Annotated in this window: 18 protein-coding genes; 14 read left to right on the top strand and 4 right to left on the bottom strand. The window is 60.6% G+C overall.

What is annotated here, in order from left to right; genetic code table 11:
- The first annotated feature begins 13 nt into the window (after nt 1–13).
- The 14 genes from nuoG (at nt 14) to ASF61_RS20305 (ending at nt 13,318) form a co-directional block, all read left to right on the top strand.
- Nucleotides 14–2,347: an NADH-quinone oxidoreductase subunit NuoG gene (nuoG, locus tag ASF61_RS20370; RefSeq protein ID WP_056160345.1), complete on the top strand. Its 2,334-nt coding sequence runs from the start codon at nt 14–16 to the stop codon at nt 2,345–2,347.
- Nucleotides 2,347–3,432, top strand: coding sequence for an NADH-quinone oxidoreductase subunit NuoH (gene nuoH, locus ASF61_RS20365; RefSeq protein WP_056160343.1), 1,086 nt, complete (start codon nt 2,347–2,349; stop codon nt 3,430–3,432). The genes nuoG and nuoH overlap by 1 nt, the downstream gene beginning before the upstream one ends.
- A gap of 13 nt (nt 3,433–3,445) precedes the next feature.
- Nucleotides 3,446–3,934, top strand: coding sequence for an NADH-quinone oxidoreductase subunit NuoI (gene nuoI / locus ASF61_RS20360; protein WP_019920325.1), 489 nt, complete (start codon nt 3,446–3,448; stop codon nt 3,932–3,934).
- Nucleotides 3,935–4,014: 80 nt separating this feature from the next.
- Nucleotides 4,015–4,653, top strand: coding sequence for an NADH-quinone oxidoreductase subunit J (locus ASF61_RS20355; RefSeq protein WP_056160342.1), 639 nt, complete (start codon nt 4,015–4,017; stop codon nt 4,651–4,653).
- Nucleotides 4,650–4,958 (top strand): NADH-quinone oxidoreductase subunit NuoK, encoded by a 309-nt coding sequence (gene nuoK, locus ASF61_RS20350; RefSeq protein ID WP_019920323.1) that lies wholly within the window; start codon nt 4,650–4,652, stop codon nt 4,956–4,958. The genes ASF61_RS20355 and nuoK overlap by 4 nt, the downstream gene beginning before the upstream one ends.
- Nucleotides 4,959–5,005: 47 nt before the next feature.
- Nucleotides 5,006–7,120, top strand: a complete 2,115-nt coding sequence (gene nuoL, locus ASF61_RS20345) for an NADH-quinone oxidoreductase subunit L (protein WP_056160340.1) — start codon at nt 5,006–5,008, stop codon at nt 7,118–7,120.
- Nucleotides 7,121–7,151: 31 nt separating this feature from the next.
- Nucleotides 7,152–8,651, top strand: coding sequence for an NADH-quinone oxidoreductase subunit M (locus tag ASF61_RS20340; protein WP_056160338.1), 1,500 nt, complete (start codon nt 7,152–7,154; stop codon nt 8,649–8,651).
- Nucleotides 8,652–8,687: 36 nt separating this feature from the next.
- On the top strand, nt 8,688–10,193 hold the full coding sequence (gene nuoN, locus ASF61_RS20335; protein ID WP_056160334.1) for an NADH-quinone oxidoreductase subunit NuoN: 1,506 nt from the start codon (nt 8,688–8,690) through the stop codon (nt 10,191–10,193).
- A complete protein-coding gene (locus tag ASF61_RS20330) occupies nt 10,193–10,504 on the top strand; it encodes a DUF2818 family protein (protein ID WP_056160332.1) in 312 nt (103 codons plus the stop codon). The genes nuoN and ASF61_RS20330 overlap by 1 nt, the downstream gene beginning before the upstream one ends.
- Before the next feature lie 47 nt (nt 10,505–10,551).
- The gene (locus ASF61_RS20325; protein ID WP_056160330.1) at nt 10,552–11,103 is read left to right on the top strand and encodes an NUDIX domain-containing protein; all 552 of its coding nucleotides are present in this window, start codon (nt 10,552–10,554) and stop codon (nt 11,101–11,103) included.
- 23 nt (nt 11,104–11,126) lie between these two features.
- Nucleotides 11,127–11,801 carry a hypothetical protein gene (locus ASF61_RS20320; RefSeq protein WP_229205952.1) on the top strand — a complete coding sequence of 225 codons (675 nt, stop codon included), beginning with the start codon at nt 11,127–11,129 and terminating at the stop codon, nt 11,799–11,801.
- Nucleotides 11,802–11,806: 5 nt separating this feature from the next.
- A complete protein-coding gene (gene ispD, locus ASF61_RS20315) occupies nt 11,807–12,505 on the top strand; it encodes a 2-C-methyl-D-erythritol 4-phosphate cytidylyltransferase (protein ID WP_056160325.1) in 699 nt (232 codons plus the stop codon).
- Nucleotides 12,506–12,521: 16 nt separating this feature from the next.
- Nucleotides 12,522–13,016, top strand: coding sequence for a 2-C-methyl-D-erythritol 2,4-cyclodiphosphate synthase (gene ispF / locus ASF61_RS20310; protein WP_056160322.1), 495 nt, complete (start codon nt 12,522–12,524; stop codon nt 13,014–13,016).
- A complete protein-coding gene (locus ASF61_RS20305; RefSeq protein WP_056160320.1) occupies nt 13,016–13,318 on the top strand; it encodes a hypothetical protein in 303 nt (100 codons plus the stop codon). The genes ispF and ASF61_RS20305 overlap by 1 nt, the downstream gene beginning before the upstream one ends.
- A gap of 216 nt (nt 13,319–13,534) precedes the next feature.
- Here the strand turns inward: ASF61_RS20305 and ASF61_RS20300 are convergent, their stop codons facing one another.
- The 4 genes from ASF61_RS20300 to ASF61_RS20290 form a co-directional block, all read right to left on the bottom strand.
- Nucleotides 13,535–15,670, bottom strand: coding sequence for a DUF2235 domain-containing protein (locus ASF61_RS20300; RefSeq protein WP_082491856.1), 2,136 nt, complete (start codon nt 15,668–15,670; stop codon nt 13,535–13,537).
- Nucleotides 15,667–16,425, bottom strand: a complete 759-nt coding sequence (locus ASF61_RS23000) for a DUF3304 domain-containing protein (RefSeq protein WP_156369669.1) — start codon at nt 16,423–16,425, stop codon at nt 15,667–15,669. The genes ASF61_RS20300 and ASF61_RS23000 overlap by 4 nt, the downstream gene beginning before the upstream one ends.
- A gap of 14 nt (nt 16,426–16,439) precedes the next feature.
- The gene (locus ASF61_RS20295; RefSeq protein WP_082491854.1) at nt 16,440–17,261 is read right to left on the bottom strand and encodes a DUF4123 domain-containing protein; all 822 of its coding nucleotides are present in this window, start codon (nt 17,259–17,261) and stop codon (nt 16,440–16,442) included.
- A 3-nt stretch (nt 17,262–17,264) separates the two neighbouring features.
- Nucleotides 17,265–18,626 (bottom strand): type VI secretion system Vgr family protein (locus ASF61_RS20290; protein ID WP_156369668.1); only part of this gene is annotated, 1,362 nt, incomplete at its 5' end.

The following is an 18,626-nucleotide window of genomic DNA, read 5'->3' as shown; positions in this document are numbered from 1 at the left end:
GGTAACAATCACCATGGTTGAAATCGAAATAGACGGCAAAAAAGTCGAAGTCCCTGCTGGTAGCATGGTGATGGACGCCGCCAACAAGCTGGGGACGTACATCCCGCACTTCTGCTATCACAAGAAACTGTCGATCGCCGCCAACTGCCGCATGTGCCTGGTCGAAGTGGAAAAAGCACCGAAGCCGCTGCCTGCCTGCGCCACGCCGGTATCGGCCGGCATGATCGTGCGTTCCGCGTCCGACAAGGCCGTGCAGGCCCAGAAGTCGGTCATGGAGTTCCTGCTGATTAACCACCCGCTCGACTGCCCGATCTGCGATCAGGGCGGCGAATGCCAGCTGCAGGACCTGGCCGTCGGTTACGGCAAGGGCGAATCGCGCTACGAAGAAGACAAGCGCGTGGTCGTGCCGAAAGACGCCGGCCCGCTGGTGTCGATGCAGGAAATGGCGCGCTGCATCCAGTGCACGCGCTGCGTGCGCTTCGGCCAGGAAGTGGCCGGCGTGATGGAGCTGGGCATGATCGGCCGCGGCGAACACTCGGAAATCACCGCCTTCGTCGGCCAGACCGTAAACTCGGAAATGTCGGGCAACATGATCGACCTGTGCCCGGTCGGCGCGCTGACGTCGAAGCCGTTCCGCTACAGCGCCCGGTCGTGGGAACTGTCGCGCCGCAAGTCGGTTTCGCCGCACGACGGCCTCGGCGCCAACCTGATCGTGCAGGTCAAGGGCGGCAAGGTCAAGCGCGTACTGCCGCTGGAAAACGACGCTGTCAACGAGTGCTGGATTTCCGACAAGGACCGCTTCTCGTACGAAGGCCTGGAAGCTGCCGACCGCCTGACCCAGCCGATGCTCAAGCAGGGCGGCCAGTGGAAGGAAGTGGACTGGCAGACCGCGCTCGAATATGTCGCGCACGGCCTGAAAAACATCCGTCACGAGCACGGCGACAACGCGCTGGCCACCCTGGCCACGCCGCACTCGACGCTCGAAGAACTGCACCTGCTGCAAAAGCTGACGCGCGCCATGGGTTCGACCAGTGTCGATACCCGCCTGCGCCAGGCCGACTTCTCGCTGGCCGGCGTGACGCCATGGCTGGGCATGTCGATCAGCGACTTCGGCCTGCTCGACCGCGCTTTCGTGATCGGCTCGTTCCTGCGCAAGGATCACCCGCTGCTGGCCACGCGCCTGCGCACGGCCGTCAAGGGCGGCGCCCAGCTGTCGATCCTGCACGCGACCGATGACGACCTCTTGATGAATGTCGCCAACAAGGTCATCGCCGCACCGTCGGAATGGCTGTCCGCGCTGTCGCAGATCGTTGTCGCTGTCGCTGCCGCCAAGTCGGTCGCAGCGCCTGCCGGTTTCGACGGCATCGAGGCATCGGACGCTGCCAAGGCAGTGGCCGCCTCGCTGATCTCCGGCGACCAGGATGGGTTAAATAAGGGTATTTTCCTCGGCAACGCTGCCGTCCAGCACCCGCAAGCGGGCGCGCTGCATGCAGCGGCCCAGTGGCTGGCCGAACAGACCGGCGCCACGTTCGGGGTGCTGACCGAAGCGGCCAACACGGTCGGCGCCTACATCGCCGGCGCCAACGGCGCCAGCGTGCCGGCCTTCACCGAAGCCAAGCAGGCCTACGTGCTGCTGAACGTCGAGCCGGAGCTGGACGCACACAACCCGCAAGCCGCGATTGCCGCACTGAACAAGGCCGAGATGGTCGTGGTCATGTCCGCCTACAAGCACGGCATGGACTACGCCGACGTGCTGCTGCCGGTGTCGCCGTTTTCCGAAACCTCGGGCACCTTCGTCAACTGCGAAGGCCGCGCCCAAAGCTTCAACGGCACCGTCAAGCCGCTGCTGGAAACGCGCCCCGCCTGGAAAGTGCTGCGCGTGCTGGGCAACATCCTGGGCCTGGCCGGTTTCGACTACGACACCTCGGAAGCGATCCGCGACGAGGTACTGGGCAAGGGCAACTTCGACGTTAGCGCCAAGCTCAACAACGCAGGCCGCCAGCCGCTGACCGCCTCGACCGCCGTGAGCGGCGGCGTGGAACGGATTGCCGACGTGCCGATCTACTTTGCCGACGCCATCGTACGCCGCGCCGAGTCGCTGCAGAAGATGGCCGACGCGGCCGCGCCGAAAGCGCACCTGTCGTCCGCACTGGCGCAGCAGCTGGGCATCGTCGCCGGCGACAGCGTCAAGGTCACCCAAGGTCATGGCAGCGCAGTGCTGGTTGCCGCCGTCGACGCTAGGCTGCCAGCGAACGCCGTGCGCGTTGCAGCAGCCCACCGTTCGACCGCTGCACTGGGCAGCATGTTCGGTGCCATCACCGTAGAAAAAGCAGGAGAGGTGAAATAATGGCGTTGCCTGAATTCGTTACGACCTTGTACGACCTGGGCGCTACCAGCCCGCTGGCCCCGGTCTGGCCGATCGTCTGGAGCCTGATCAAGATCGTGGTGGTCCTGTTACCACTGATGGGCCTGGTCGCCTACCTTACCCTGTGGGAGCGCAAGCTGATCGGTTATATCCAGATCCGCGTCGGTCCGAACCGCGTGGGCCCGGGCGGCCTGCTGCAGCCGATCGCCGATGCGCTCAAGCTGCTGTTCAAGGAAATCATTACCCCGGCCAAGGCCAACCCCGGCCTGTTCGTGATCGGTCCGATCATGACCATCATGCCGGCCCTGGCGGCCTGGTCGGTCGTGCCGTTCGGTCCGCAAGCAGTGCTGGCCAACGTCAACGCCGGCCTGCTGCTGCTGATGGCGATCACCTCGATGGAAGTCTACGGCATCATCATTGCCGGCTGGGCCTCGAACTCGAAGTACTCGTTCATGGGCGCGATGCGCGCGTCGGCCCAGATGATTTCGTACGAAATCCCGATGGGCTTCGTGCTGGTGGTGGTGCTGATGATCACCGGTTCGCTCAACTTCGGCGACATCGTCGCCAGCCAGCAGGTCGGCACCATGGCCTCGCACGGCGTGAACTTCCTGTCGTGGAACTGGCTGCCGCTGCTGCCGCTGTTCGTGGTCTACCTGACCTCGGGCCTGGCCGAATGTAACCGTCACCCGTTCGACGTGGTCGAGGGCGAATCGGAAATCGTCGCCGGTCACATGGTCGAGTACTCGGGCATGGCCTACGCCATGTTCATGCTGGCCGAATACGCCAACATGATCCTGATCGCCGCACTGGCATCGATCATGTTCCTGGGCGGCTGGTCGGCACCGTTTGCGTTCCTGGAATTCTGGGGCGGTTTCGGCGGCTTCTTCTGGCTGTTCGCCAAGACCTTCTTCCTGGTGTCCGTATTCATCTGGGTGCGCGGTACGTTCCCACGCTACCGTTACGACCAGATCATGCGTCTGGGCTGGAAAGTCTTCATCCCGCTGACCCTGGTGTACCTGGTGTTCGTGGCTGGTTGGATGCATTCCCCATGGAATATCTGGAACTAAGGAATAGACACAAATGGAACGCTTAAAAGACTTCATCGGCAGCTTCATGCTGACCGAACTGATCAAAGGGATGGCGCTGACGGGCAAGTATATGTTCTCGCGCAAGATCACCGTGCAGTACCCGGAAGAGAAGACGCCGATGTCGCCGCGCTTCCGTGGCCTGCACGCACTGCGCCGCTACCCGAACGGGGAAGAGCGCTGCATCGCCTGCAAGCTGTGCGAAGCGGTGTGCCCGGCGATGGCGATCACGATTGAATCGGAGCAGCGCGACGACGGTTCGCGCCGCACCACGCGTTACGACATCGACCTGACCAAGTGCATCTTCTGCGGTTTCTGCGAAGAGTCGTGCCCGGTCGATTCGATCGTCGAAACGCACGTGCTGGAATACCACGGCGAAAAGCGCGGCGACCTGTACTACACCAAGGAAATGCTGCTGGCCGTTGGCGATCGTTACGAAAACCAGATCGCCGAAGCACGCGCCGCGGACGCTCCTTACCGCTGACGACGGGCGGGGCAGGGGAGTATCCTGCAGTCCGCCGCAGTGGTGGTTCAAACAAAAACTGTACGTCTCTTGGGTTAGTTATGGAATTTAAAACTGCTTTGTTCTACGCCTTTGCAGCCATCATGATATTGGCTGCCACGCGCGTTATCACGGCCCGCAATCCGGTCCACGCGGCCTTGTTCCTGGTGCTGTCGTTCTTCTCGGCGGCCGGCATCTGGATGTTGCTCGAAGCCGAGTTCCTGGCCATCGTGCTGGTACTGGTGTACGTGGGCGCCGTCATGGTGCTGTTCCTGTTCGTGGTGATGATGCTCGATATCGACACCGGCAGGCTGCGCGAAAACTTCTGGAGCTACCTGCCGGTAGCGAGCTTCGTCGGCGTGATCATCGTGCTGGAAATGGCAGCCGTGCTGTGGCGCTCGTTCCTGTCGTTCGATACCCAGGCCGTGGCGGCCGGTAACATCGGCGGCACCAAGGAACTGGGCATGCTGATCTTCACCAAATACGTGTACGGCTTCGAGATCGCTGCGGCGATCCTGCTGGTGGCCATCGTGGCTGCCGTGGCCCTGACCCTGCGCAAGCGCAAGGACACCAAACACTTCGACCCGGCCGACGCCGTCCGCGTCAAGCGCAACGACCGCCTGAAGATCGTCAAGATCGCGCCGGTCACCACGCGTGGCCAGATGCCTGCAGCATCGGCAGAGACTAAGGAGACCCCATGACTTTATCGCTTGCTCACTACCTGGTTCTTGGCGCGATACTGTTCGCGATCTCGATCGTCGGTATTTTCCTGAACCGCAAGAACATCATCGTTCTGCTGATGGCCATCGAACTGATGCTGCTGGCAGTGAACATGAATTTCATCGCGTTTTCCCACTACCTGGGTGACGCAGCCGGCCAGATCTTCGTTTTCTTCATCCTGACCGTGGCGGCCGCCGAATCGGCGATCGGCCTGGCCATCCTGGTGGTGCTGTTCCGTAATCTGGACACCATCAATGTGGAAGACCTCGATAGGCTCAAGGGTTGATCCCGCGGCTTGGTTCTCATTTCGAAAAATAACGATTAAGGTTCATCATGGCGGGTATTCTCAACCCTAACCTCCTACTGGCCGTACCCCTGGCGCCGCTGGCCGGCTCCGCGATTGCGGGTTTGTTAGGAACCAAATTCTTCGGCAATGTCGTGGGACGCAAAACGTCGCACACGGCCACCATCCTCGGCGTGCTGGTTGCCTTCATCCTGTCGGCGATGACGTTCAACGAGGTGCTCGACGGCGCCACGTACAACGGCACCGTCTACCACTGGATGACGGTGGCCGGCATCAACTTCGAGGTCGGCTTCCAGATCGACGCGCTGTCGGCAATGATGATGTGCGTGGTGACCTTCGTGTCGCTGATGGTGCACATCTACACGATCGGCTACATGGCCGAGGACGAAGGCTATAACCGCTTCTTCTCGTACATCTCGCTGTTCACGTTCTCGATGCTGATGCTGGTCATGGCCAACAACTTCCTGCAGCTGTTCTTCGGCTGGGAAGCGGTGGGCCTGGTGTCGTACCTGCTGATCGGCTTCTGGTACAAGCGTCCGACCGCCATCGTCGCCAACATGAAGGCCTTCCTGGTCAACCGCGTGGGCGACTTCGGCTTCATCCTCGGCATCGGCCTGCTGCTGGCCTACGCCGGCACCATGAACTACCAGGAAGTGTTTGCCAAGCGCGAAGCGCTGTCGCTGTTGACCCTGCCAGGCACCGACTGGGCGCTGCTGACCGTGGCCTGCATCTGCCTGTTCATCGGCGCGATGGGTAAATCGGCGCAGTTCCCGCTGCACGTGTGGCTGCCGGACTCGATGGAAGGCCCGACCCCGATCTCGGCGCTGATCCACGCCGCCACCATGGTTACCGCCGGCATCTTCATGGTGTCGCGCATGTCGCCGCTGTTCGAGCTGTCGGACACCGCGCTGTCGTTCATCCTGGTCATCGGTTCGATCACCGCGCTGTTCATGGGCTTCCTCGGCATCATCCAGAACGACATCAAGCGCGTGGTCGCCTACTCGACGCTGTCGCAGCTCGGCTACATGACCGTCGCGCTCGGCTGCTCGGCCTACTCGGTGGCCGTGTTCCACCTGATGACCCACGCGTTCTTCAAGGCGCTGCTGTTCCTCGGTGCCGGTTCGGTCATCATCGGCATGCACCACGACCAGGACATCCGCAACATGGGCGGCCTGCGCAAGTACATGCCGATCACCTGGATCACCTCGCTGCTGGGCTCGCTGGCCCTGATCGGTACGCCGTTCTTCTCGGGCTTCTACTCGAAAGACTCGATCATCGAAGCCGTGCATGAAACCCATATCTGGGGCGCCGGTTTCGCCAGCTTCGCCGTGCTGGCCGGCGTGTTCGTGACCGCGTTCTACTCGTTCCGCATGTACTTCCTGGTCTTCCACGGCAAGGAGCGCTTCGGCCAGGCCCACGCCCACGGCCACGACGCCCACCACCACGCTGCGCACGCACCGAAGGTGGCCCACGCCGATCCTGCCGCACACGGCCACGATGCCGACGCCCACCACGAGGAAGAGGAAGACGACCACGGTCACCATGGCCTGGAGCCAGGTCAGAAACCGCACGAATCGCCATTCGTGGTCTGGTTCCCGCTGGTGATGCTGGCCATCCCGTCGGTCCTGATCGGCTACCTGGCGATCGGCCCGATGCTGCACGGCGACTTCTTCAAGAACGTCATCTTCGTCGGCGAAAACCACGAAGCGATGAAGATCCTGGGCGAAGAGTTCCACGGTCCGCTGGCCATGGCGATCCACTCGCTGACCAGCCTGCCGCTGTGGCTGGCCATCGCCGGCGTCGCCAGCGCTTACTACTGCTACATGATCAATCCACGCGTACCGGCCTGGTTCTACGCCAAGTTCACCGCAGTGCACACGCTGCTCGAGAACAAGTACTACATGGACAAGTTCAACGAGGTCGTGTTTGCCGGCGGCGCCCGCCTGCTGGGCAGGGGCCTGTGGAATGTCGGCGACAAGACCCTGATCGACGGCCTGCTGGTCAACGGCAGCGCCAAGGTCGTGAACTGGTTCTCGAAGCTGGCGCGTGTGGGGCAGACCGGTTACATCTACCACTACGCCTTCGTGATGATCCTGGGCATCCTGGGGTTCCTGGTCTACTTCCTGCCGTTTTGGCACGCTTAATTAGCTGATACGCATAGAGATAACGAAAACCATGATGCAGTCAACCATATCTACATTACCTCCGTACCTGAGCCTGGCGATCTGGCTCCCGATCGCGTTCGGCGCGCTGGTCCTGGCGCTCGGCCGCGACACCAACGCCGGCCTGGTGCGTATCGGCGCGCTGATCGGCGCCCTGGTCAGCTTCGCGGCGACCATTCCGCTGATCACCAACTTCGACAATGCGGCCCACGGCCTGCAGTTCGTCGAGAAATCGAAGTGGATCGACAGCTTCAACATCTATTACGCGCTCGGCATCGACGGCCTGTCGCTGTGGTTCGTGCCGCTGACCGCCTTCATCACGGTGATCGTGGTGATCTCGGCCTGGCAGGTGATCCAGTCGCGCGTGGCCCAGTACATGGGCGCGTTCCTGATCCTGTCCGGCCTGATGATCGGCGTGTTCTGCGCCACCGACGGCCTGCTGTTCTACTTCTTCTTCGAAGCGACCCTGATCCCGATGTACATCGTGATCGGCGTGTGGGGCGGCGAGAACCGCGTGTATGCGTCGTTCAAGTTCTTCCTGTACACCTTCTTCGGCTCGCTGCTGACGCTGGTCGCCATCATCTACCTGTACCGCGCCACCGGCACCTTCGACATCCTGCAATGGCACCTGGCGCCGCTGACGATGAAAGAGCAGATCTTCATCTTCATCGCCTTCTTCATGGCGTTTGCCGTGAAGGTGCCGATGTTCCCGGTCCACACCTGGCTGCCGGACGTGCACGTGGAAGCGCCGACCGGCGGCTCCGCCGTGCTGGCCGCGATCATGCTGAAACTGGGCGCCTACGGCTTCTTGCGTTTCTCGCTGCCGATCGCCCCTGACGCGTCGCACTACCTGTCGGGCGTGGTGATCACGCTGTCGCTGATCGCCGTGATCTACATCGGCCTGGTGGCCCTGGTGCAGAAGGACATGAAAAAGCTGGTCGCCTATTCGTCGATCGCGCACATGGGCTTTGTCACGCTGGGCTTCTTCATCTTTAACCCGATCGGCGTGCAGGGCGGTATCGTGCAGATGATTTCGCACGGCTTCATCTCCGGCGCCATGTTCCTGTGCATCGGCGTGCTGTACGACCAGGCCCACTCGCGCCAGATCGCCGACTACGGCGGCGTGGTCAACAAGATGCCGAAGTTCGCGGCGCTGTTCGTGTTCTTCTCGATGGCCAACTGCGGTCTGCCAGCGACGTCCGGCTTCGTCGGCGAGTTCATGGTGATCCTCGGTTCGGTGCAGTACAACTTCTGGATCGGCCTGCTGGCTGCCACCGCGCTGATCTTCGGCGCCGCCTACTCGCTGTGGATGGCCAAGCGCGTGATCTTCGGCAAGGTGACCAACCACCACGTGGCGGCGCTGGTCGACGTGAACGGACGCGAGTTCTTCATGCTGGGCGTGCTGGCGATCGCCGTGCTGTATATGGGCTTGTATCCTGCGCCGTTCACCGACACCATGCAGACGTCGGTGGCCGACCTGCTGGCCCATGTCGCGAAAAGCAAGTTGCCTTAAAATGAAATTGAACACCGGAACTTCGAGAAAATCCTAATGATTACACCTATTCCACAAGAGGCGTTCAATATCGCCCCGGCGTATGCCGAGGTCACCTTGATCGTCGGCGCCTCGCTGTTACTGCTGATCGACATGTATCTGTCGGACGCCAAGCGTTCGATCACGTACCTGCTGTCGCTGGTCCTGCTGGCCGTGTGCGCGGCCATCAGCTTCGGCGACTTCATGGCCGGCACCACGACGTACACCTTCAACGGCATGTACGTGTCCGATCCGATGTCGAACCTGCTCAAGCTGTTTACGTACCTGTCGGTGGCGCTGACGCTGATCTACTCGCGCCAGTACACCACCCAGCGCGGCATGATGACCGGTAACCTGGGCGGCGAGTTCTACGTCCTGGCGCTGTTCGCCGGCCTGGGCCAGATGATCATGATCTCCGGTTCGCACTTCCTCACCATCTATCTGGGCGTGGAACTGATGTCGCTGTCGCTGTACGCGCTGGTCGCACTGCGCCGCGACAACCACAAGGCCACCGAAGCGGCGATGAAATACTTCGTCCTCGGCGCGCTGGCCTCGGGCTTCCTGTTGTACGGCATGTCGATGCTGTACGGCGCCACCGGCACGCTGGAACTGTCGAAAGTCGCCGTCGCTGCCGCGTCGGGCACCATCAAGCCGACCATCCTGGTGTTCGGCCTGGTGTTCCTGGTGGCCGGTCTGGCCTTCAAGCTCGGCGCCGTGCCGTTCCACATGTGGGTACCGGACGTGTACGAAGGTTCGCCGACCGCGGTGACGCTGCTGCTGGGCGGCGCACCGAAGATCGCCACCTTCGCCATCTGCATCCGCCTGCTGGTGGAAGGCCTGCTGCCGCGCGCCGTGGACTGGCAGCAGATGCTGATGGTGCTGGCCGTGCTGTCGCTGGTGATCGGTAACCTGACCGCGATTGCCCAGACCAACATCAAGCGCATGCTCGCTTACTCGACCATCGCCCAGATCGGCTTTGTGCTGCTCGGTCTGCTGGCCGGCGTCGGCACCACCGTCGACGGTGGCGGCACCGTGGCTGCCTACAGCGCCGCGATGTTCTACGTGGTCACCTACGTGCTGACCACGGTCGGCACCTTCGGTGTGCTGATGCTGCTGTCGCGCGCCGGTTTCGACGCCGACAACATCGCCGACTTCAAGGGCCTGGGCAAGCGCAGCGGCTGGTTCGCGCTGATGATGACCATCATGATGTTCTCGATGGCCGGCGTGCCGCCGCTGGTCGGCTTTGCCGCCAAGTTCTCGGTGCTGAACGCCGTGCTGGGCACGGGCCAGGTGTGGCTGACCGTGGTGGCCGTGATGTTCTCGCTGGTCGGCGCCTATTACTACCTGCGCATCGTCAAGACCATGTGGTTCGACGAGCCGGCCGACAGCGCACCGCTCGACGCACCGGCCGACATGAAGCTGGTCCTGAGCCTGAACGGCGTTGCCATCCTGGCCCTGGGCGTGCTGCCGGGCCCGCTGCTGGCCGTCTGCGCCGCTGCCATGAAAGTGACGCTGGCTACCTGATGGACGTGAGCGTTGCAAGCTGGTTGGTGATCGCGATAGCCGTCGCGGCTGCCAACCTGCCGTTCTTCAATGACAAGCTGCTGGCCCTGGTGCCAGCACGTGTTTTTGTAACGGGCAAGCCGCTGTGGGTGCGGCTGGCCGAGATGGTGGTCCTATACTTCGTGGTGGGCGCCATCGGCATGGCGCTCGAAGCGCAGATCGGCACGCGCTTCCCGCAGACCTGGGAGTTTTACGCGATCTCCGCCTGCCTGTTCCTGGTCCTGGGTTTTCCGGGATATATCGTGCGCTACCTGCGCCGTCCCCATAACTAAGTCACCACTGATACACTGTTGCTCTTCGAATCTCCGTGGAGCAGCAAGTGAATCTGACCGAAACCCGCCTCGACGGCGATCTGGCCTACAACGGCCACTTCCTCAAAGTCCAACGCGACAATATCGAACTGCCCGATGGCCGCCATGCCGTGCGCGAGTACATCAAGCACCCGGGCGCGGTAGTGATCCTGCCGGTGTTCGACGATGGCCGGGTCCTGCTGGAAAACCAGTTCCGCTACCCGCTGCATCGCACCTTCATCGAATTCCCTGCCGGTAAGATCGACCCCAACGAAGACCCGCTCGACTGCGCCAAGCGCGAGCTGGTCGAGGAAACCGGCTACACCGCCACCGACTGGCAGTACGTCTGCACCATCCACAACGCCATCGCCTATGCCGACGAGCACCTCGACATCTACCTGGCCCGTGGCCTGGTGGCCGGCGAGCAAAAGCTCGACGACGGCGAATTCCTCGAACTGTTTACGGCGCCGCTCGACGAGCTGCTGCAGTGGGTGCGCGAAGGCAAGGTCACCGACGTCAAAACCGTGATCGGCGCCTTCTGGCTCGACAAGCTGCGCGCCGGCGACTGGAAGCTGGGCTGAGCGTGCGGATCCTGGCGTTTGCGTTGCTGACCAGCTTGGGCATTGGTGCCCATGCTGCCGCAGCGCGCACGCCATTCCAGGTCCGCTGCGAAGACACGATCAGCAAGACCATCTCGGTGCTCTCTACCAAGAGCAACGGTTTTACCATCAACAACCAGCTGCCGTACCGGGCCCTGACCCTCAAGACGGGCAGCATCGACGGCCGGCGCGAAACGCTGGGCCTGACCGTGACGCGGGCCCAGTATTCGGCCACGCTGGGCGGGCCGATGCTGCAGGACCCGGCCAGCGGCTACGAGTGCGTGGCGCCCAAGGTCGAGGTCAAGCTCAATTACGCGCCCGTGCTGATCTACGTCGGCAACGAATTCGCGCCCGGTACCTGCGCCTACGACGTCATCCTCGCACACGAGCAGCGCCACCTGAAAGCCTATATGGACAACCTGGTGCGGGTGGAGCAGGTGGTGCGCGCGGCGCTGGAGAAGCGCTTCGACGCCAGGCCGCTGTACGCGCCGTCGGGTACGGCGCAATCGGCGCTGCAGCACGAGATCAACAGCATCTGGTTCCCGTTCATCAAGGCCGAATTTGACAAGGGCAACGTCGAACAGGCTAAAATCGACACCCCGCAGGAATACGCGCGCCTGGGCGATGCTTGCAACGGCGACATCCGCCGCATCATCGAACAGCGTCGCCGCAGACCATAGAACACATGACCGATACCAAGCAACCCCGCTATTTCGCCTTGCTGCCCGCCGCCGGCGTCGGCGCGCGCATGGCCGCCAACGGCCCCAAACAATACCTGCCCGTCGGTGGCAAGCCGCTGCTGCGCCACGCCGTCGATGCCTTCCGCGCCAGCGCATTGATCGCCCATACCTATGTCGTGGTCAGCCCCGACGACGGCCAGATCGACGGCGTGCTGCCGCCAGACCTGGACCGCGTAACGGTGCTGCGCTGCGGCGGCGCCACCCGCATGGACTCGGTCCTGAACGGCTTGCGCGCGCTGCAGGGCGCCATCGCCGATACCGACCTGGTGATGGTGCACGACGCCGCGCGTCCGGGCGTGACCCCGGCGCTGATCGAGAAACTGGTGCACGGCGTGGGCGACCATCCGGCCGGCGGCCTGCTGGCTTTGCCGGTGGTCGATACCGTCAAGCGCAGCGGAGACCAGGTCAGCACGGTGCCGCGCAGCGGCCTGTGGCTGGCGCAAACGCCGCAGATGTTCAGCTACGCACTGCTGCAGCGGGCGCTCGCCAGTGCGCCGGACGCCGATGCCATCACCGACGACGCCAGCGCCGTGGAACGACTGGGCCTGTCGCCACGGCTGATTGAAGGCCATCCCCGCAACCTGAAAGTCACGCTGCCGGCCGACATCCGCATCGCCGAGATGTACCTGGCTGCCGGCGAATAATCTATTGAAAGAATACATGAGCAAACTTCCATTCCGTATCGGCCAGGGCTACGATTGCCACGCCCTGGTCGAAGGCCGCAAGCTGATCATCGGCGGCGTCGACATCCCGCACCACCTTGGCTTGCTGGGCCACTCGGACGCCGACGTGCTGCTGCATGCGATTACCGACGCCATCCTGGGCGCTGCCGCGCTGGGCGACATCGGCAAGCATTTCCCGGACACCGACGCCCAGTTCAAGGGCGCCGACTCGCGCACGCTGCTCAAGGAAGCGGCGCGGCGCGTGGCGGCCACCGGCTACCGCATCGGTAATATCGACGCCACCATCATCGCCCAGAAACCGAAGATGGCGCCGCACATCGCCGCCATGTGCGCCAATGTCGCGCAGGACCTGGGCGTGGAGGTGGGGCAGGTCAACATCAAGGCCAAGACCAACGAGAAGCTCGGCTACCTGGGCCGCGAAGAAGGCATTGCCGCCGAGGCGGTAGCGCTGCTGCTGGCGACCGCCGACTGATGGCGCGCGATAGCTACGCCTACCGCCAGGTCGCTGTGCACTCGGTGCAGCGCCGCGGCGCGGTGGCAATCCACCCGGTGCCGGGCCAGGCGTTTTCGCCGGCGCTGCCGGTCCAGTGTTCGCAGCGCCTGAAGGACCTGGACACCTACCCGCTGGGCACCTGCTTCCTGCTCGACGCCAAGCTGACCGACCGCCTGGGCCGCGACCAGTACCTGTATGCGTGGCATGGCGACGCGGTGCAGGTACTGTCGGCGCAACAGGTGAAGGCGTTTCTGGCCGAGTTCAGGCGCGGGCGGATTTGACGCGCCGCCAGAAAGTTTATGCCGGCCGGCCGTGGTTTTTTACCTGTTAAATTTATCGCGCGGCGTTTCCGGTCAATCCGGTGACGGCCCTCTGTTCCATCCACGGCGTTCACGTGGCTGCATGCAGTGGCGCAGGTGAACCTGGTTATGCAGAAGTCCGCCGGTTCGCCGGCATCCTGATCGTGCCGAAGAAAGCTGGTGATCGAGGTCGGCGCTTCATGCGGCAGATTCGTCCTGGGTTTGCCTGTTCACCGATGAGATCAGCACGCTGTCAAAGCCGCTGTAAATCTTCCGATAACGTAAATAGCCTGCCCGCGCAGGCATCCAGAGCGAGTCGAACGGTTCGCGGCCGGTGGTCAACATTCTCGGAATTTTCCCGGTGCGCTCAAATTCTTCGCTCGCACGGCGCTCATTGTCGGTCAACCCATCGAGCATTGGCGCAGGCGGGAGCTCGTTGTTTGCTAAGCCATCATCGCTCGTCAGTTTCCTGATCTTCCTTCTTTCGACATACTCCTTGTCCTGTTTTGCGTTGTAGGCCTGGGTGCGCTGACGCCTTTGGCTCCATTGCTTCAGCTTGACGATCAATTCCGTCTCATTGTCCGGATTGCCTGGGATTAATTTAAACCATGCACGGGAATCGTGGACGTAGTTATCGAAAAATTCCAGGACTTCCGGACCGGGTGTCGGTTCATTGTGCCACCAGCTGGCGATCTCTTCCCACTCGTCCTCGTAATCGTTGTCGAATCCAGGCGCTTGCAAACGCGGGGTAAAGCCCTTTCCCTTATCCGCAAGCCACCGTTCAAACGACTTGATTTCTTGCTCGAATTCGAGATTGGAACTATGTAAATCGTTTTGATCGAAGGTGCTGGCGCGTTTGAAGCTGGCCGTCGCTTCGATCGGGGTTTTACCACTCGCTCGGCGGGCTTTATTCCAGAGCATCCGCTTCTTGTTCTGGTCGCGCATGATCGCTGTCAGCGTGCCGCTTTTGACCTTGCAGGTGGCGATGTAGGCGTTGAAGGCTTTTAAAGTTTCCGGCAAAAGTATGAATCTAAGCTTCGCGGAATCGTTCGCGCGCTCTAGTTTGAGCGGTACGCCAGCCAGCCTGGCCTCACGATACATATAGATGAGGGGGATCCTTGACAGCATATCACCGCCATCCGCGTCGATTCCCCTGCCTTGTTCGCGGGGCATGTAGCCGCAGCCTAGGTCGGAATGGACCCCAGGCACAACGATTTCATCGGTATTGTCCGGAAGCGATTGTTTTACAGAGATCGAGTCCAGCGGAAAACTTCGGCGTATCTCGTGCGCCGCCACCAAGTGTACACAGCGCAATCCGGGAGGAATACGTAAGCTGCTTTCAGCATCCGCCCAGGCACCATGGCCGTCGAACAGTTTTCCGTACAGGGTATTGCCCAATGTATTACCGAGGCCGATGGAAGCGGCCGCGTCGAACAGTCCCAGGAAACTGAACTCCACTTCAAAACCGCCCAACGTCATCGCTGCGCCTCTTTTGGAGAGACGCGCATCCAACGAGCACAAGGCCATCATCCAGTTGGTAAAAGCTCTCGCCTGTGTCGCGCCGCGTGAGAACCCGAACGTTGAAATGAATATTTTTTTGACTATCGAAGGATCGGTTTTGGCGGCTTTCCCGCTCGCGTTCGGCCAGTGATTCGATACGGCCGAGTGCAACCGTTTGAGAATTTTCTCAAACTCCATCCGCGTACGTGCTTTAACGTCTTCGTTAGGAATTCTGGCTGCGAGATACGTTCCAGGCTTCATCACTGCCAGACGATCGCGGTCGAGAACTAACCTGTCGATGACAGATTTGGTCTCGTCGGGTGATAACAGCGGTTGCTTCAAAAAATAACGATGAACATTGTTGATGGACTGAATCATAGCCCACACAATTCTTGCTCCACCTTTATAGCCAAACGCTCCGCCTCGGTCCTTGTCGATACTTTCTCCAGTGTCATTGACCTGTTCGAACGGTGAGGCAACTCCGGGTATGTAGACTCTGAAAAAATTAGAATAAAGAGATTGATTATCTTTCCATTCGGTAGAATCAGGTAATACTCCCTTTACACTCAGCCCGGGGAAGCAATCGTACAGACGCGCGACATTTGAGTGAGTTTTGGAGGATTCTGCCAAGATATAGTTATTTTTTGTCCCGTCAAAAAAGAAACCAAAAAATAGGTTGGTTTCGCAGGATTTCCCTGGGGTGCCTAACTCTGGCTGCTCTCTTAATTCCCACTTGTGGCGTATTTCATTCTTATCGTCAATAGAAAAAAATTTTTCAAAATTAGATGCGTATAAATAGTTTTCCCTCGCCGCGGGTATTAGGGTTGTACTCATGGTCGCCTCTTTTTTAAATTGGCAACCCTTAATTTGCTTGTTTCTAGAGAATCTTGATAACTGATTTTTAGGAAATCTATGTATTTTTTATCGTCCGGCCCGGAAAATCCGGATAGAGATGACTGGTCATATTTTTTGGCGAAGTCCCAAGAGTCTTTCGCTCTCGTCTGAGGGGATTCTTCCAATTGTCTTAGCATTTCCTCGTAGAGTTCTACGCCACCTTGTTCGTGCTTAATATCCATGTCATAGAGTTTCCTTCGATACTCCAAAGATGGAACCGGCCACCCCTTGATCGCTCCAGGCCACTTTGCATGATTTGGCTGATAATCGCTGCTCACTATACTCAACGCGCCATCCTTGCCCCTCAGTACCCACAATTCTCCGGGTTTGCCGTTGACGTAGCGCGGGACCTCAACGATTTGAACGTCCGTAAATTCCTTTAGCTTCTCATCTTCTTTTTTTGGAGGCCAGTATGAAATTTTGATTCTTACTTTAATCCCGGGCTTCCATTGCGCTGGCAGTGAGAAACAACACATTGTTCCGCCTGCCGAATAAGGATCGACTGTCTCTCCACCTCCGTAGTTGCCAGTGTCTTCAGGGTCGCTAAGAAAATACTGGAACGTGTCTTCGCTATAATTCACACCGTGGATGCTTGCGGCAACCTTTGTTTTGGCGCAGGCTGACAATGTCGTTGCAAGCATCAGCGCCAGCGCCGCCGGGAAGATAAAGGATTTGAATAATTTTGATGATCGCATCGTAACCACTCCTTTTAATTGTTGGTGAGCCGGGCTTTTTTCCAGCTGGAGAATTTCGATATGATTTTTGGTGTGGAGAGTAATTGGCGCTCCAATATGCAACTTTCACACCAGTCCAATTTGTCTTGTGCGTTCAAGGAGCTCGATCGGGAGACCTTTAGCGCTTCGGAGATGATCAGATGATGCAGGTAAGGGTCTTCAGTGGTCATCACTCCCCGGTAATGCAACATGCTGGCTATCTCGTCGCCCTCGCTGTCCGCCACCAGCGCTGCAAACTGTTGCGCAGTCAATTTTGGTACATCATTGTGGATAGAGGTAATGCCAGGAATCAGCGATAAGTGTTCCCACGTGCCGTCACGCGCGATGTAAGACCATTCCGCGGCTGGTCCTGTCATTTGCTGTCTCTGCTGCTCGGTGAGCGCTGCATAGATACAGGGCAGGCGTCTCGTATCGGGAAACCTGAAATTGAATCGCTGCTGGTCGGCTTCCACGACACACCACGCCGCAAGCCGACGGGCCAATGTGGTTTGACTTTCTTGCGTAGTGATTACACTCATCATCGGAAATCCGCTGCATGGTGCGAGCCGCCTCGTATAGTAATGCGCCTCGGTGTGGGCGTAGCGGACCAGGAATGGCGATACGTCACGGGTTTCAGCCGTACACCCGGGACGGGCGTCGAACAGCAGTGACGGTGAAAGCTCGTTAAAACGACGATCCAATCCCGGAGAAAACACTGCGTCCAGTAGCAAGTAGATTGTATGCGCGGTAGCGACATATTTTGATGCCAGTGCATCGAGAAACGTTTGCCAGTCTGCCCTGTATTTGTTGATGAACATGGCTCATCCCACCATGGTGAATGCAGGCGCGGCCATCAGTGATTTCTTCAGGCATTCCACGCAGATGCTGTCGGGCAGGTCAGGCATCGAATAAGGCGCGCGGACTGGCCCATCGAAATACTTTTTGCCAGCATGGACGGTGATTTTTCCTGGGCATTGAACCGTGATATTGCCTCCCGTAATGGTGATGTTGGCGCCGCCTGCCGTCGATAACATGACGCTTTTCGCAGCGGCCCAGTCGATATGGGCGTTGGCGCTGATAACGTTGATCTGGTCACGGGCCTGGATGGTCAGTACATCATGCTGAGCTTGAAGCTCGACTGCTCCCTTGGCCGCGATCAGTTGCATGCCGACATTGCCTTCCCCTGCGTTCACCGCGCCGCCAAGCACACCGATGGCCTGGCCGCTGTGCACACGCATCTGGCCGCCGGTGGCGAACTGGCTGTCCTGGCCGCTCATCAGCGTGACCGTCTCGCCATTGGCCAGTTGCAGGTGTTCGCCGGCCAGCACGCCAAGTCCGGCCTTGGCGGCAATGGCGATGATGGCGTCGCTCGCGTGCGGCAGCTTGTCGTCAGCCGGCGTAATTGGTTTGTCGGGTGCCTCGGCCCTGGCGGTGTCCACGCTTTCCTGGCTCAGCATGCCGGACGCCGCCTTCAGCAGCGCCTTGAGCGGGGCTGCCTGGTCGTCGAGGCGGCTTGTGTCGGCCTTGGCCGCGCCCAGGTGGCTGGCGTAGGCCACCGTTTGATGGGTTTTGGCGGCGCCGCTGAAGGTCTCGCCCAATGTTGCGGCCTGCTTCAGCAGCGCCATGCCGGCCGCGTTGTCGCCGGCCGGCTCGCGACTGTCGGCGCCGTGCGTGAGCTTGTAGCTCGACACCAGCAAACCGGCGCCGGCGCGCACGGCGCCGTAGCCGTCGGTGCGCAGTTCGGCGCCGGTGCCGCGCAGGCTGCCGCGATAATTATCTGCCGCGTGGATCAGGTGGCCCAATGTCAGTTCGCTGGCGGCATGGCTGCTCTTTAAATGGATGCGGCCCTGGTTGTCRGTGTCGTCGAACAGCAGCTGGTTGTAACCGCTGCCGCCGAATTCCTTGCTGCGGATRCCCCATTGCGCGGCGCTGTTGCGGTGGCCGGCCGTGTCGGCRGCAGCGCCGTGCCACAGCGGGCTGTTGCCGCCGGCCAGGTTGCCCTGGCCGGAGATGCCGTGGTCATGCGCGGACTGGAAYACGGCGGYATCGCTGTCGCTCGCGGTCTTGCCGCCCGGTGTCGATGGCTGGCCGCCTTCGCCCTGGCCGTTGTACAGCGCGCCGACGATGACGGGGCGGTCGATATCGTTTTCCAAAAACTGCACCAGCACTTCCTGGCCGATGCG

Source organism: Duganella sp. Leaf126, from assembly GCF_001423125.1.
Taxonomy (GTDB): Bacteria; Pseudomonadota; Gammaproteobacteria; order Burkholderiales; family Burkholderiaceae_D; genus Rugamonas.
Note: the sequence above shows the minus strand (reverse complement) of the source record. Positions and strands in the feature narration are given on the sequence as shown.